This window comes from Pseudoalteromonas sp. S558 (genome assembly GCF_005886635.1).
Taxonomy (GTDB): Bacteria; Pseudomonadota; Gammaproteobacteria; order Enterobacterales; family Alteromonadaceae; genus Pseudoalteromonas; species Pseudoalteromonas aliena.
This window is the reverse complement of sequence record NZ_PNDU01000235.1, coordinates 1-13,065: the sequence shown is the minus strand read 5'-3', so window position 1 is coordinate 13,065 and position 13,065 is coordinate 1. Positions and strand designations below refer to the sequence as shown.

Genomic DNA, 13,065 nt, shown 5'->3' with positions numbered 1-13,065 from the left:
AAGTTTTGTTTGCCCCGTGATTACGGCCAGCTCTCTGTCATGCTCGGCCTTTTTGATTTTACCGCGATATTCTATGTACGTGGTGAGGGGGGCAAAGATGCCACCCAGCCAACTAAAAAAAGGGTTTGCTTTAGTCATCGTCTAAAATCCCTTTGGTGTGCTTTTTAACTTGACACACCGCAAAGGCCCCTATTAATGCCCCTGCTACCGCTGTGATTAACCATGTTTTGTTTATCATGCTAATGCGACTCCCTCACGTGCTTGGTGAAGGTTAAACGCCCCTTTTGCCCCTTCAAAATCTGACATGGCGAGCATCAGTTCGGGGTAGAGGTGTTCGGGTATCGCATCATTAGGGGCAATACCTAATCGTTGCCCCACGTACTTAATGTAGTTTTGCGTGTGGTTAACGTACGTTTGGCCGTTATGCTCGCCGCTTGCGGGGGCCCAACGATTTAAAATAGTCTCAAGCGTGTATGCGTTGTACTTATTTTTGTATGTCATCAATAATTTATACGCAGCACGAAACCCAAACGCCGGCGTTAAAAATTCCTCATACCCTTTATCAATAGCGTGCTCTCGCTCACCTTCCCAATCATTGCCCGTGCGTATGTTTAACGGGTTGTTGTAGCGTACGTTCATAGGTGTGTTGTTCTGTTTTTTAACTAACATATAAATAAATCCCATTGAGCAGAGGGTGACAAGTAGATTAACCTTGTGCACCGTGTGCCTCTTTTAACGTATATAAAACCTCGCCGCTGTCGTTGATAACGTCATTGTTTATCACGACACAGCCCACTAAATCAGCACGGTACTCGGTGATTTTAATATCGTGTTCACCCAGTGCGACGGATTCCCCCACCATACGAATACTGGCAACCGTGGTTTTATCCTCGGTATTTGATAAGGTAATTAAATTAAACATATTCGATTAGCTCCCAGTAAACAGCCGGCGGAAAGTTATTGTTGTACGAAAACGGGGCTTGTATGACGATTTTATTGATTGATTTTATGTAGCCACCGCCGACAATAGACCACTGTTTATCATCACCTGAATATGTCCCTTTACCGCTAGAGCACGAAATATTCAAGACGCTTTTAGCGATATCGATGTTCCCGACGCTAACCGTGCCAGCGCCGCGTATATTTCCGCGCTGAATGGATTTGATAGGCGATGTCGGGAGCGCATCTACTTTGACACTTAACGCGTTTGTTAACGCAATAAGCTTACTGATAATTGCGTTTTCTGTGGCGTGTGCGGTGCTATTAACTGATTCATTCACGGCGGTTTGAGTGTTTAACATCGCCTGTGCAAACGTTATTGCTAGGTTCGTTAATTTCAGCTCTACATCGGTAGACGCTTGTGCTTGCCCCGCTTCAATGACTTGTTGCGACTCAGCGACTTTGTTTTCAATGTTCTTAAAGCGCCAGTAATTATCAACATCAATTTTTGATGTTTGTTCGTCTATGAGCGGCTTTAAGTTTGCTTGATTGTTTATGCCCGCCATTGCTCACCTCCTGCTAACGTTATGTCTTCATCACTGTCATTTTTAACAAACACCGCTGTTTGTGTCTCAAACTCAAACGATGCAGGGGCGTTTTTATTGCCCGATAGATAAACGCCGGTTGCTGTGTTCTCTTCGCTGTTGGCGATACGAACAGGCGTGAAGTTATCCGAGTCTGTAATGACTTGAATAATAGCGCGTCGATTTTCAGCGAGTCGTGCAGGGAATACCGCGAGTGTTTTACCTGCAGGTAAATGTGTTTTGCTTACCGCAAGCGCTTCAAAATGGTTGCTCGGGAGCATCGCCATTTTGCCGTTTTCAACCGTTGCGTTTGCATCGACTTTGATTGATTCACGTATACGACTGACTTCTATCGCATTAGATACCGATACAACCCCTTTACCGACGGCATACACTTTGATGTTTGAAATTTCATATTCAAAATCAATGGCCTCGTCTGTGTCGTTTTTAAACGTCACTTGCTTAAACCCATCAAGGTCAAGCACACGGCCAACCTCACCGACTAAGCTCCCAAATTCCCCGTCGATTTTAAACGCGGCGGTGGAATTGACGATAGAGAGCCACCGCGCCCCCATCGGGCGCGATAATTCTTGTTTTGCTTGTAATGTGACTTTAGGCACTTTATTTACTCCGCGTCATTGATGTAATTACAACCGCAATACCGATAACACCCAGCGCTATGGCCATATACTTAATCATTTGGCCCGCTTGCTCTGCGACAATATCTTGCCCCTGCAGGGCGGTGTTTTTTGCCAGCTCCGAAATAATCGCTTTGTCATCTGTTGCGGACTTAGCTATCTGCGCCACGGTTTGCGTTGAGTTGTTTAACTGCGTTTGTGTTGCATTGCGTAAACTGTCTGACAGCTCACTCACGGCGTCTAAACTAAACTCGCTAAAGTTCGATATTGTTGCGCGGCCAAAATCACCCACTTCATTAACCGCGTTGTTGGCGGTATCACTTAAGCGTGTGACTGAGTCCCCTGCGAAATCAAGCGATGCGTCAAGTACACGGCCGTTTTCTTTGATTGCATCAGAGGCAACGCGTGCCGATTCTTCTGCAGCACGAATAGATGCCTCGGCGGCGGCTTCTGCTGCTGCACGGGCTGAGTCTTTGGCCGCTTCTATGGCGGCTTTACTCACCGCTTCATTGACATTAAGTGCCTTTTCACCAAACCCGAACGCGTCCCCAATTGCGCCGCCATCGAGCACGTTTATATTGCCGCTGTTGCCTGCAAACTCGCCATCGTTTTTAACGCTGTTATCAATGTCAATTTCCCATTCTTGTGAATTATCAACATCCCATTCTTGTGAATTATCAATGTTAATGTCCCATTCCTGAGAGTTATCGACACTGTTATCATTTGACGACTCGTCATGTGTAACATTTCCGCCCACCCCTGCATAATCACCATCATTAACAATGTTATTCGTGGTTTGTTGATTACTCGTTGATTGACTTGCTCTAGACTTACCGCCCATGATGCCCCCTTAGCGAATTAGTCGCGTGGCAACATTGCCGCCGATAGCGTCACGGCGGGCATCATGGCGGGCATCATGGCGGGCGCGATTCGTTGCACCACGCATAGCGCGATGAATCGCACGACGTCGCATTTTGTATGCCCCTTTTGCTGTTAATGGTTTCATTGTATTTTTATCCTGTAGATGTATTCGTTATTGCCAAACATGGCGTTACGCACTTCGATAAGTTGCGGCTTAACCGACAGCGCATTCACCCCTTTGGCTAAAAAGTGCGGGTTCTTGGTGTGATAGCGAATCGATTTAAAGCCTTTCATTTTTGCGAAAAACACAAACTCATGGGCGACGTGAGCAAGCCCTGCTCCCGCAACGGCCACAAACACCAGCTCTTGCCCCTCAGGGCGAACAATGGCAAACACCTTGCCGTTACTGGTTTGATAGCACATTGCTACGCCGCGCTTTATTTCGCGCTTGATTTGACCCGCGCCGCCTTTCATCGCCGGCGCTAATCGGTCTTTCACCTGCTCAAAGTTAATCGGCGTCATGTTATTTTTTCATAATAAAGACGAGGGCTAAGCCCGCTAAACCAAACAACAGCCACGGGTTAACACCCGTACCGCCGTAGTTAAGCCCACCGAACGTGGTTGATGCGCCAAATGACTGGTCGCCATTCTTTGCACTGCTTGCGCCCCCACTGGCGCTGTATCCCGCGCCGCCCATTATTGACCGCCTTTATATACTTGGTAGCCGACATAGCCCGCACCCGCGACTAACGTTAGTTTTGTAACGTTGCTGAGTAAATCAGATGACCACGCACCGCCTGCGAACCCCAACCCCGCACCCCCAAAAAAGACAAAGAGTAATGGCATAGCACCCCCTAGCGTTTAAACACGAAAAGAAGCACAACCACCGCACCCACGGCCAACATTTTGTTATCAACGCCGGCGATTAGCTGATTGCTCATAACCGGTGCACCGTGCTGTGTAACCGCGCCTGTTGTGCCTGTTGTCGCTGGCGCACCCGTGATGGTTGCGCCTTTTAACGGCTCGTTATCGCGTAATTTAGCAACGTCTTTTTGTGACTCACTCGCAACCGTCTTTTGATACTCCTGATAGCTGTCGTATTGCTCGCCCACATAGTCAGTGGCCGCATCCCAGATGTTACCAACGGAATCAAACAGTGAATCTGTATCAAACCACTCCATACAGCCCCCTTAGCCTTGTAAGCTAGCTAGTGATAGTTGGATAATTTCATCTTGCGTTGGCGCGGCTTTAACTTGCTTAAACCCGTCGATGTAGGTTTTGATTGCACCTGGTCCATCAACAACGAACTCAAAATTTAAGTCTTGGGCATTCATTGCGCCCTCAGCACCAAAACCCAATACGGTAAAGTCTAAAATGCAATAGCCGTCTTGCAGCTCAACACCCGCATGGCGCTGTAAACCAAAATCAAGATCTGAGCGCATCACGCGATGAATAACCAGATTGCCGCGCTTCACGCGAATTTCTGAGATTTTCACTTTGTCTTCTTTAAACACCATGCGTTGAATGTGCATTTCATAGCCGTTTGACGCTGGCGGGGCCCATGTGTGTTCGCCCGCTGCCGCTGATAATTGCGTAAGCTCAAAACGGGTCGGTGCGATAATACGGCCAGTCGGCTTTTTATCCGTTACATACGCTTTGGCGCGCAGTGTTGGCGTAATAGGGTCGTTTTCACCTTTGCCCGCAAACTTGACAATCAGTGTCACGATGTCTTCTTTTTCCGTGACTAGCTGCGTTTTGTAAGCGCCTTGCGCCGTGCGGTATCCAAATTTTGATAACTCTAAAACAAAGCGGCCCGTGGTTTGAAACTTCTTGTACGCTTTATCAAGCACATTCAAAATTTCATTTGAGGCATACACAACGGGATTACCACTGATATCAATGGTGATTTTTTCAATCGTTGGTACGTGCTTTAAATTCGTTTCAAGCTCAATTGAGTGATAGACAAGCCCCGCTTGTAATTCGATTACCGATTCTTCGCCATACGTTACACCTGACGGTGCAGCGAGTTGGATAACAGTCGGTTGCATGTTGCCAAAGGCACGTTTGACCATCGCGGCTATATTTTGTGTACTCATGTTTTAACGCTCCTGCGTTTAGTTAAATGTTACTTACTCTGTTAACGGGCAAACGCCAATTAACCAATCGCGTCTTCTACTGGATCAACGTTATTCGATGCCCAAACAACACCCACCGCAATCAATGTACAAATGGCGATAACCGTGTAATTACTTTTCGTTAGCTTCATGTGTTTTACCTTTACTGTTAAATAAGAAATGCTTAATAAGTTTTACTGCTACAAACGCAGTGACTGCCGCGCCTGTGCCATAAATAAATTGTTTGTTCACGTTGCGCCGTCTATTCGTTGTTTGCTTAAGTGGCTTTTAGTAAACGCTAGGGAAACCGTATCGGTCAATGGGGGGAAAGTGGCGTTAACCTATTAGGTTAAATTAGGCAAAAAAAAACCGCATTTAAGCGGTTTTGATAAAGTTGAGCTGTTCAATTTATATTTAGTTATCAGAAGCAGCCGCTACAAATAAAGCTCCAAGTAAGCCAAGTAATACAATTCCTGCTGCCCCATTTGAACTATCTTCCTTAGCAATAGTGTGTGTTGTCCCAGAATTTAAGTCCATAAGCTCACTCGGAATTACTTTTACCGTAGCTGGAATAGGTGTGTCTGGTATCTGAATTTTTACAATTTTAGCTATTGCAGGTAATAGGTGTTTTTTGATTTCTGAAGTTATTATCTTTACTTCGTCGAAGTCATCTTTAGTAAAAAGTTTATTATGGGCAACTTTATTCCGTTGCGAGTAGAGTTTTTCCCATCTTTTTTTCAGGTAAGCAGCATCACATTCTACTATTGGCTGAAAGTATCTAATCCAGTTTGACTGAGGTATATAATCTTCAATATTTTTATCTTTAAGTTTATTATTTTTTAAACTAATTAAAAAATTTGAATCAGCTTCTTTAATTGCATATTCATTAAAGAAAAGCCCATTTATTTGAATGAAATCTAGATCGTATAGAGGGTTTGTTGTTTGGCCTTTACCTTTAGATATTACATCTTTAGGAATGCTTTCTACCCATTTTGGCCCAAACTTTATTAATAAAAATTTAGCAAATAACTGTCGCATTATATTTTCTATATAATGAATATAGGGATAAGCTTTTTCGGCATAAAAAGCTGAAACTCCATCGAAAACAGGAGTGATATGACCTTGGTTATTAGTAACTAAAATTTTAATTTCTCTAAGTAACTTTGAAAAATTTTCAATATCTTTTTCATTACTAGGCGAACAAATAGTAAGGTCTATTATCATTAATTTTTCGTGTTCAGCGGTCTCTGCTTTTTCTTCATTAATACTAAACGGAAATTGACTTTGGAAATATTCAATTTCATTTTCTTTTATTTCTATATTATCAATTAAACCAATTAATTATTTTAGTTTATCAATTGTAGAGTATTGTAATTTTTGCTTATCAAAAACGATTAAAAAGTTTACATCTGTTTTCATAGATCTATATCCATATATAAGTTATTTAATATATTTTATCACTATTAATTGATTATTAAAGAATTAAAGGAGCTTAGTCTTTGAAAGTTGTTACAACAATCAAAGACCAGAATAAAACTAAAAACGAAATTTACCCTTTTTGACGTTCCCGAACCCCTCACCTTTAAAGTAATATTCGAGCTTGTTTAAGGCCATTATATCGGCTGCCTTAACTTGCAGTTCTTTGGCTACGCGCTCAACATCACTCACTAGGTTTTGACACCCGATCCATTTATAACCGGACATAGAAATAACGGTGTTAGGTATCGGCGCGAGTCGTTGGCTTACCGAATGCACCATGATATTAAACTTACGGCCTGCTTCTAGTAACTCACCATAAATAGAATCCTCATCCCCTGACGAGACCGTAACGCGGTTAATTTCTTCAGCCACGAAATGCAGGGTTTTAGGGTGCTTACCGTTCCCCATTCCCCACACAATCGCACACGCTTCTAAAAACAATTTACGAATACTGCTTTTATCTTTCGGCGGGTTATTAGGCGTAAACGCAATCTTAAAACCTTGCTTTGTCTTACGCCCCGCGTGAACCGCCATTAAAAAGCCCTTCAAGGTCGTATAGGTGCGGACAGTACGCCCTAAAAACTCACCGTTTTGGTATTGGCCGTATAAGTCCCAAAACACCACTTGATCAGTGGCTTACTGAGCCATAAGCCAGCATCCCTACAGCAAAGGCTGCTTTTACTTCTATTTCATAATTGCCCATCAGCGGCACTAACGACCCGCTGTATTTTTGAATTGCCGGCGCAATTGCTTTGGCCGATTCAGCTTTTTCTAAATCCCCAATGGCAAACTTTTTATGGCCGAATAGTTTAAATGCGCCTTCAAGCCCACCCACTATGCTCGTTGCCATGTACAATGCGCCTTCTTCGCTTTGCATTTCTTTTATTAACTGCTTTTCCTGCTCTTCTTTTGTAGGTGGCGTTTCATCTTTAATATTACTTTTAAGCGGGTCGAAGTCCTCACTTTTGCCAAGGTCAATACCGAGTCTGTTCGCTTCGGCCAATACGGCATCATCACGGGTTGATTCATCGGCGATAGCATCAGCCAGTTGCGTAAGTTCTTCGATTTCGTTTGTAGCGTTCATAATTTACCTTAGATTAAATAGCGAGTAATACACCAAGACCCGCGCCAATAAGGGCAAATATACCCACGCGTTTGGCTTTTTCGGGAGGTACTTGCTCGGGGTTTATTGGGTTCGTAACGGTTTGAACCGCTGGTTTAGCGGTTTCTATCGGGTTAGATACTGCTGCTTTTTCGGCTTGACTTATGGTTAACGGGTCGGTTTGCGTTTGGCTGGATACCGCTAGTTCTGCGGTATCCAGCGGCTTAACCGTATCGGGCTTATCAACGGCTATACGCTCATGGTCATTTAAGCCTATAAGGTTAGCGTGTTCGGCTTTCGGTTCGACAGCCGGCGCATCTTCTTTCTGGTCTACGTTAACCACGTCGCTAGGCGCTATTTCCGCGTTTAGTAGCGCTTCGATTGTTGGTTGCATTTCACGTGCTATCTTTTCTTGATACGGCTTACCACCGCATTGATCTGTACCGCATTCATCACACATCATGTAAACCGTTTTTCTGCGTTTCCCTTTGGGTCTGTGAACACTGGCAATTGAGCCACAATGATGTTTATAAACACCAATAACAGGGTTTAAGCTTGTACGTAATGGGATCGTGCCGCCATTTGGAGCGGGTACTGTTTTATTCGGTAATTTCATCACTACCCCCAATTAGTCCCTTAAGCTCGCTTAGTTCCTTACGGGCTAGCTTTGTTTCTTTTTCCAATTGGCCGCAAAGCACCGCGAACATTTTTAAGAGTGCTAACGTTTCATCCCCCAAATTTATAGCGGCTGTTTTAGTGCCTAGCATACTGGCGCGTTTGGTTAGTTCAGCGGCTGTTTCAACACGTTTAATCTGATTCGTAATATCGGACATTTCAACACCTGTTTAAATCTGATCACATGATCAGTCTGTTTATTAAGTGCTTGGCAAAGCGTAAAAAACGAAATTTGTGGATAAGTGGACAGAATCCGCTACGCGTATTACTGACGCACTTAACACACAATACAATCAGCCGTGGATATGTGGACAAAACCCCCTGCGGGGCTTTTCTCCTCACTTACTCCTCGGGTTGTATGGGGCGCAACAAAGACACGTTGCACCCCAGAATAATGTTGGCCCCTGCGGGGCTTTTCTCTGATTTATGATGCGCGCCCTTAAAGGGCTGGGAACTGTCTCTACTTGCTGCCCCTCGCTACGCTTCGGATGCAGCAAGCCCCTTGTAAACCGCGATAAGATTAACCGAACTGAATCGGTACTTAGGCTAATTACAATAGAGGCGCTACATCCGAAATCGCATTGAGGGGCTTACCAGAGCACGCTATTTTAGTGCGCTGTGGTAAGCCTTACTTCGGGTGGCGGTGCGTTTAGGTAAACGGGCCCGCAAGAATGACTTAAAAGAGCTTTCAACCTCTGCCCCCCTTATGCCCCTGCTCATTCTCATAACGTTGGCCGTGTTCCTAACGGTTATGTGCGAAAGGCTGCGAACCTTCTATTACCCCAATTGGGCGCTTATCCTAGCCAATAATGTTATCGCTTCGTACAGGTTGAGCTGTCGGCATTGTTCCCGTGATAGCTCAATTGGGATACTCAACCCCCACGATTTTGGTGCACGTAGACCACAAAAACACTTTGATCCAATCTACGTACGAACCCCAAAACCAGTTATTTAACGAGTGTATTTTTAGGTAAAGCCACCGTAATGGCCTTAGCTAAAAACACAAAACCAGCACAAGGCTGGTTAATTTATAAGGTTTAGGGCTTTGGCCTCTGCTTTTAGTGTTTGATAGCTTTGGGGTAGGACTTGAAAGTGTGCACTTGGTTTTTGGTCTTTAACACAGGCGATAATTTCACAGTCATCATTGAATGATAGCGAGTCGAAATAAGCGCATAGGCCGCTTGTAATGACTATCTTTTGGGTGAAATTAATAGAGGTTATATCATTAAACGCGGTGTTTAAATTCAGTGTGTGTACGTGTTCTTTCATGGTCTTATTCCCTAAGCTTGGCATGTAAATTTGCTTTATTTGTTCATACTTGGTCTAGGTTGTGGCAGTTATTGTATTGCGCGATAACTGCCACTTGCTGCCAAGCATAGATACAAAACAGTCTGGTGACTGCTTCGGAACGGACTATATAACGCAGATTGCGTTATGGTCAACAGCCTGCGTGCTAATGCATTACTCGTTGACTACGCCTATAATCAAATAACCGACATGCCAAGACGGATACAAAACATATGAAAATAACTACTTCACTAGAACTACTCGATTGGTTTAAGAGTGTTGCTGATATTGACTCTGACTATATGGTTTGGAAATTAACAGGTATAGCAAAACAAACGCTCAGCTATATACGAACAGGAGAGCGCGAATTTGCCGAACATATCTCTTTACAGTTGCTTTTGATAGCAGATCACCCTGAACCCTTAAAAACACTAGCTTTAATTGAGGCTAACAAGGCAGAAAAGAAGGGGAAAACTGAAATAGCTAAATTATGGAGAAAAAGCGCCGCCTAAGTGATTTTACCCCCGCCAGAACGTCGTCACCCTCTTGGGGACACCCTTTGCTTGCAAGGTCTACCGCCGATTACCAATCTTACTATTTATATTATGTTAAATGGGATGTGGGGGGGGTTTTATGCGGGTGATTCCCGCCATTTTGTCGCTGAATTTGGGTGATATTTAGGCGGTATTTAGGTTCAGTCAAAATACCTCCCCTAAGCCTTGTTTTTATATGTTTTCTATTTCTCTTGTGCGTTCGGTTAAATCGTAAAAAATAAATATAGCAATCTAAAAAAAGAATGGAAAATTACATATTTATTTATAAAAACACCTTATCTATGATGATCCCTTTAAAAATCAGTAAGCGATATCACAAGTTGGATAAGTACAGACAAACCTTGTCCACGTGCGGTGCTAATGCTTGAACAACGAATAAACGGCGGGATGAGTTTTCATAAAAATTGGGATGGGTTTTATATTTGCCGTGATGGTTATTTGTGGACACCTCACGGAAAACGCTACGAACCTGACTACATAAACAAAATAGAGTTTTTACAACGTGCAGCACGCTACAATGAGAGCCATGTAAACGCCCTACAGCATAAAATTGACCACTTACATGAATTGGTTGAAGCCAGTGATACACTAAAGGCCATAGGTAATGATTTAATTAAAATGAGTGAACAATTCACGCTCAAAGATATTGTATTGAAGTATGGGGATAAAAAAAGAGCTTAAAAAAAAGCCGCTTTAAGCGGCTTTTATATATAAATAAAGAGATTAAACACTTTTATTTCAGCCTGTTAGTAATAAACTCTGTTAGCGCTTTACTCAATAAGGTGCTCATACCCTAACTCTTCGATATAGTCTTCTAGAACATCACAAATTTTTTCAGCATCGGTGGTGTGGATTGGTTGTTGTAACACAACGACATTAGCCTTAGAGTCTTCTGCAATTTTATCACTCATTAGATCTAAAAATGTTATGACCTCTTTAGCTTCTTGCTCAGAATCAATTGATTGTTTTTCAAGAATTGCTAGAACATTTTTGTTTTCAAGGCTTGACGCATAATAAGACATTATATCTTTTATTGGCTGATGTATATTTTTCATGGGGCAACCCTCATTCTTCCAATTTTTTCCAGTTTTCGTGCCACAATTTCCAGCTTCTTTATAAGTTCGGGAACACTGGTTCTTTTGGTGACTGTCAGGCTAGCATGTCCCAGACGATCATGTACGATTCTTAATCCATCCACCATCAACATAGTTTCATCAATTGCGTAAATGTCCACTTCAGGATGGAATCTCGCTTTTGACTTTATAAGTTTTTTAAATTTTTTCATGTTGGTAGCAAAAGAAAGCCCTACTTCGCTGCTGGCTTCTACATATTTCATATCACTAGAAAACTTAAAGTCAACTTCCCTCACATTACCGCTAGCAAGTGTCGCATGTGATCTTGGGTCAACAACCCTAATTAATTTTTTTAACTCAGTGATTTGCTCTCTAACATCGTCGATTTAAATTAACTCCATACTCTCTCCTATGAATTACGGTTAGCTCTAACGCCATTTTAAGCGGCCATTAACAGTAGGCTGAAATATGTAAGGCACCAACAACAGCCCGCTGTTAATTGTCCGACTTGAAAATACTTGTTATATTTTTTTAAACACGCCTTTATCTCTTGCTTTCATTGAAATTTTAAATTTTACCTTTTGCCCAAATGCTTCTTGGTATAAGTGAGAAACAGCCGCACATATTGCATCATAGTTTGACTCATTAAATTCGTGATTAGGGAAGGAAGTATGACCCTCTTTATTTCTAAAAGTCATAGCTATTTTTAAACCTCTGATAAATGGTAAATTAGCTTCAGTCTTAAATACTTGTGCATACTTATCAATTAAACTACTTAATGTGTATGTGTCTTTTGAGTTTATGTGGTTTTCATCAAGATCTGATAATAAATGAACTGGAGATTTCTCTAACTCACCAGCTTTATCATTGAGCTTGTTAATGCATATACCCTTTTTTAAATAAGCTGACTTTAATGCAAGCTCAACTCCGATCCCTAAATGTAACCTTTTCATTGAATTACGAAGCAACAACTTCTTATTACCATACCGTATATTTTTCCTTCTCAATTTAGCTGCAACTTCAAAATGATATTCAGCAACATCTAACAAATGTTCCCAATCATCACTTTTCAAAACTCTAGCAAACTGCTCTTTTACTTCATTTACAATATCAGGCATAAACCACTCTGATTAAAATATAACGAGCCTGTAGATTAACTCGTTTTAAATTTATTTTTATTGATGCATTAACCATAGCCGAGTTCCTATTTTGATTCAATCGTCAACTGACTTTCACGTAAAAATATAAAAAGAGGACTTGGTGTTGTTTTAATGGGCGTTTTGGAAGGGATTGCAGGTGTTTGAGTGGCTTATTTGAGGTAATAAGGGCTTACCTTTATTTATGTATCGTGTTTCTCAGCTTTTCTATATTATGAACAAGGCAATACAATTGCCATTGCGCATTCACTTTCGCTTGACCCCGTAAGGTCAATTTATTCATCCCTTTATTCACTGTAATGTTTCCGAACACTGGCTCTATACACCCGAGTCGTTTGCTATACTGTCGTCGCCCCATCGGGCTGTCTATTTTGACCTTCATTTTGTCGATGTAGCTCAGCTTTTTACGTGATTCATTATTTATAAACTGAACTTGTCGGCCTCTTTCTATCGGTGGTTTTCGCATGCATTGCTGCTGTAGCGGGCACGTTTTACAGTCTTTTAAGTAACCGCAGAATCGCGTGTATTGCTGATTGTGACTTTTTACATTTATACCGCTTCGCCACATGGCATTGCCTGCGGGGCAGCGGCATGCTTGGGTT

The 13,065-nt window shown here is 42.4% G+C and carries 22 protein-coding genes; 2 read left to right on the top strand and 20 right to left on the bottom strand.

From position 1 onward, the window contains the following. Positions 1–234: 234 nt before the first annotated feature. The 16 genes from CWB66_RS15505 to CWB66_RS15440 all read right to left on the bottom strand — a co-directional run bounded on the left by CWB66_RS15505 (position 235) and on the right by CWB66_RS15440 (position 9,661). Positions 235–669 carry a hypothetical protein gene (locus CWB66_RS15505; protein WP_138586055.1) on the bottom strand — a complete coding sequence of 145 codons (435 nt, stop codon included), beginning with the start codon at positions 667–669 and terminating at the stop codon, positions 235–237. A 37-nt stretch (positions 670–706) separates the two neighbouring features. Continuing rightward, complete coding sequence (locus CWB66_RS15500; RefSeq protein ID WP_138586054.1) at positions 707–922, bottom strand: hypothetical protein; 216 nt, start codon at positions 920–922, stop codon at positions 707–709. Continuing rightward, the gene (locus CWB66_RS15495; protein ID WP_138586053.1) at positions 915–1,505 is read right to left on the bottom strand and encodes a hypothetical protein; all 591 of its coding nucleotides are present in this window, start codon (positions 1,503–1,505) and stop codon (positions 915–917) included. Before CWB66_RS15495 ends, CWB66_RS15500 begins: the two co-directional genes overlap by 8 nt. Next, positions 1,493–2,143, bottom strand: coding sequence for a hypothetical protein (locus tag CWB66_RS15490; protein ID WP_138586052.1), 651 nt, complete (start codon positions 2,141–2,143; stop codon positions 1,493–1,495). Before CWB66_RS15490 ends, CWB66_RS15495 begins: the two co-directional genes overlap by 13 nt. A 1-nt stretch (position 2,144) precedes the next feature. Next, complete coding sequence (locus CWB66_RS15485; RefSeq protein ID WP_138586051.1) at positions 2,145–3,002, bottom strand: hypothetical protein; 858 nt, start codon at positions 3,000–3,002, stop codon at positions 2,145–2,147. Positions 3,003–3,163: 161 nt separating this feature from the next. Next, positions 3,164–3,544 carry a hypothetical protein gene (locus CWB66_RS15480; RefSeq protein ID WP_138586050.1) on the bottom strand — a complete coding sequence of 127 codons (381 nt, stop codon included), beginning with the start codon at positions 3,542–3,544 and terminating at the stop codon, positions 3,164–3,166. 1 nt (position 3,545) lies between these two features. Next, a complete protein-coding gene (locus CWB66_RS22290) occupies positions 3,546–3,719 on the bottom strand; it encodes a hypothetical protein (protein WP_171037518.1) in 174 nt (57 codons plus the stop codon). Further along, a complete protein-coding gene (locus tag CWB66_RS22285) occupies positions 3,719–3,868 on the bottom strand; it encodes a hypothetical protein (protein ID WP_171037517.1) in 150 nt (49 codons plus the stop codon). The genes CWB66_RS22290 and CWB66_RS22285 overlap by 1 nt, the downstream gene beginning before the upstream one ends. 8 nt (positions 3,869–3,876) lie before the next feature. Beyond that, positions 3,877–4,203: a hypothetical protein gene (locus CWB66_RS15475; RefSeq protein WP_138586049.1), complete on the bottom strand. Its 327-nt coding sequence runs from the start codon at positions 4,201–4,203 to the stop codon at positions 3,877–3,879. A 9-nt stretch (positions 4,204–4,212) separates the two neighbouring features. Then, positions 4,213–5,118 carry a major capsid protein P2 gene (locus CWB66_RS15470; protein ID WP_252371770.1) on the bottom strand — a complete coding sequence of 302 codons (906 nt, stop codon included), beginning with the start codon at positions 5,116–5,118 and terminating at the stop codon, positions 4,213–4,215. Positions 5,119–5,550: 432 nt separating this feature from the next. Continuing rightward, complete coding sequence (locus CWB66_RS15465; RefSeq protein WP_138586048.1) at positions 5,551–6,360, bottom strand: HEPN domain-containing protein; 810 nt, start codon at positions 6,358–6,360, stop codon at positions 5,551–5,553. A 312-nt stretch (positions 6,361–6,672) separates the two neighbouring features. Further along, on the bottom strand, positions 6,673–7,149 hold the full coding sequence (locus tag CWB66_RS15460) for a hypothetical protein (protein WP_138586047.1): 477 nt from the start codon (positions 7,147–7,149) through the stop codon (positions 6,673–6,675). A gap of 94 nt (positions 7,150–7,243) precedes the next feature. Further along, complete coding sequence (locus CWB66_RS15455) at positions 7,244–7,699, bottom strand: hypothetical protein (RefSeq protein ID WP_138586046.1); 456 nt, start codon at positions 7,697–7,699, stop codon at positions 7,244–7,246. 13 nt (positions 7,700–7,712) lie between these two features. Continuing rightward, positions 7,713–8,333: a hypothetical protein gene (locus CWB66_RS15450; protein WP_138586045.1), complete on the bottom strand. Its 621-nt coding sequence runs from the start codon at positions 8,331–8,333 to the stop codon at positions 7,713–7,715. Next, the gene (locus tag CWB66_RS15445) at positions 8,317–8,550 is read right to left on the bottom strand and encodes a hypothetical protein (protein WP_138586044.1); all 234 of its coding nucleotides are present in this window, start codon (positions 8,548–8,550) and stop codon (positions 8,317–8,319) included. Before CWB66_RS15445 ends, CWB66_RS15450 begins: the two co-directional genes overlap by 17 nt. An 865-nt stretch (positions 8,551–9,415) precedes the next feature. Next, positions 9,416–9,661, bottom strand: a complete 246-nt coding sequence (locus tag CWB66_RS15440; protein ID WP_138586043.1) for a hypothetical protein — start codon at positions 9,659–9,661, stop codon at positions 9,416–9,418. Between the two features lie 251 nt (positions 9,662–9,912). Between CWB66_RS15440 and CWB66_RS15435 the strand changes: the two genes are divergently transcribed. Continuing rightward, positions 9,913–10,191 (top strand): hypothetical protein, encoded by a 279-nt coding sequence (locus tag CWB66_RS15435; protein ID WP_138586042.1) that lies wholly within the window; start codon positions 9,913–9,915, stop codon positions 10,189–10,191. 402 nt (positions 10,192–10,593) lie between these two features. Next, complete coding sequence (locus tag CWB66_RS15430; RefSeq protein ID WP_138586041.1) at positions 10,594–10,914, top strand: DUF3653 domain-containing protein; 321 nt, start codon at positions 10,594–10,596, stop codon at positions 10,912–10,914. Positions 10,915–11,003: 89 nt separating this feature from the next. On the opposite strand, the gene CWB66_RS15425 is transcribed toward CWB66_RS15430, so the two are convergent. From CWB66_RS15425 to CWB66_RS15410, 4 genes are all read right to left on the bottom strand, one after another. Further along, positions 11,004–11,288 (bottom strand): hypothetical protein, encoded by a 285-nt coding sequence (locus CWB66_RS15425; protein WP_138586040.1) that lies wholly within the window; start codon positions 11,286–11,288, stop codon positions 11,004–11,006. Then, a complete protein-coding gene (locus CWB66_RS15420; protein ID WP_502705298.1) occupies positions 11,285–11,602 on the bottom strand; it encodes a hypothetical protein in 318 nt (105 codons plus the stop codon). The genes CWB66_RS15425 and CWB66_RS15420 overlap by 4 nt, the downstream gene beginning before the upstream one ends. Before the next feature lie 225 nt (positions 11,603–11,827). Then, positions 11,828–12,424 carry a hypothetical protein gene (locus CWB66_RS15415; RefSeq protein WP_138586038.1) on the bottom strand — a complete coding sequence of 199 codons (597 nt, stop codon included), beginning with the start codon at positions 12,422–12,424 and terminating at the stop codon, positions 11,828–11,830. 217 nt (positions 12,425–12,641) lie between these two features. Next, positions 12,642–13,065: transposase (locus CWB66_RS15410; protein WP_171037516.1), on the bottom strand; the 424-nt coding region annotated here is incomplete at its 5' end.

Excerpts from the sequence above, each read along its gene's own strand:
- CWB66_RS15505 (WP_138586055.1), bottom strand. The coding sequence starts at position 669 with ATGTTAGTTAAAAAACAGAACAACACACCTATGAACGTACGCTACAAC.
- CWB66_RS15500 (WP_138586054.1), bottom strand. The coding sequence starts at position 922 with ATGTTTAATTTAATTACCTTATCAAATACCGAGGATAAAACCACGGTT.
- CWB66_RS15495 (WP_138586053.1), bottom strand. The coding sequence starts at position 1,505 with ATGGCGGGCATAAACAATCAAGCAAACTTAAAGCCGCTCATAGACGAA.
- CWB66_RS15485 (WP_138586051.1), bottom strand. The coding sequence starts at position 3,002 with ATGGGCGGTAAGTCTAGAGCAAGTCAATCAACGAGTAATCAACAAACC.
- CWB66_RS15480 (WP_138586050.1), bottom strand. The coding sequence starts at position 3,544 with ATGACGCCGATTAACTTTGAGCAGGTGAAAGACCGATTAGCGCCGGCG.
- CWB66_RS22290 (WP_171037518.1), bottom strand. The coding sequence starts at position 3,719 with ATGGGCGGCGCGGGATACAGCGCCAGTGGGGGCGCAAGCAGTGCAAAG.
- CWB66_RS22285 (WP_171037517.1), bottom strand. The coding sequence starts at position 3,868 with ATGCCATTACTCTTTGTCTTTTTTGGGGGTGCGGGGTTGGGGTTCGCA.
- CWB66_RS15475 (WP_138586049.1), bottom strand. The coding sequence starts at position 4,203 with ATGGAGTGGTTTGATACAGATTCACTGTTTGATTCCGTTGGTAACATC.
- CWB66_RS15470 (WP_252371770.1), bottom strand. The coding sequence starts at position 5,118 with ATGAGTACACAAAATATAGCCGCGATGGTCAAACGTGCCTTTGGCAAC.
- CWB66_RS15465 (WP_138586048.1), bottom strand. The coding sequence starts at position 6,360 with ATGATAATAGACCTTACTATTTGTTCGCCTAGTAATGAAAAAGATATT.
- CWB66_RS15460 (WP_138586047.1), bottom strand. The coding sequence starts at position 7,149 with ATGGCGGTTCACGCGGGGCGTAAGACAAAGCAAGGTTTTAAGATTGCG.
- CWB66_RS15455 (WP_138586046.1), bottom strand. The coding sequence starts at position 7,699 with ATGAACGCTACAAACGAAATCGAAGAACTTACGCAACTGGCTGATGCT.
- CWB66_RS15450 (WP_138586045.1), bottom strand. The coding sequence starts at position 8,333 with ATGAAATTACCGAATAAAACAGTACCCGCTCCAAATGGCGGCACGATC.
- CWB66_RS15445 (WP_138586044.1), bottom strand. The coding sequence starts at position 8,550 with ATGTCCGATATTACGAATCAGATTAAACGTGTTGAAACAGCCGCTGAA.
- CWB66_RS15440 (WP_138586043.1), bottom strand. The coding sequence starts at position 9,661 with ATGAAAGAACACGTACACACACTGAATTTAAACACCGCGTTTAATGAT.
- CWB66_RS15435 (WP_138586042.1), top strand. The coding sequence starts at position 9,913 with ATGAAAATAACTACTTCACTAGAACTACTCGATTGGTTTAAGAGTGTT.
- CWB66_RS15430 (WP_138586041.1), top strand. The coding sequence starts at position 10,594 with ATGCTTGAACAACGAATAAACGGCGGGATGAGTTTTCATAAAAATTGG.
- CWB66_RS15425 (WP_138586040.1), bottom strand. The coding sequence starts at position 11,288 with ATGAAAAATATACATCAGCCAATAAAAGATATAATGTCTTATTATGCG.
- CWB66_RS15415 (WP_138586038.1), bottom strand. The coding sequence starts at position 12,424 with ATGCCTGATATTGTAAATGAAGTAAAAGAGCAGTTTGCTAGAGTTTTG.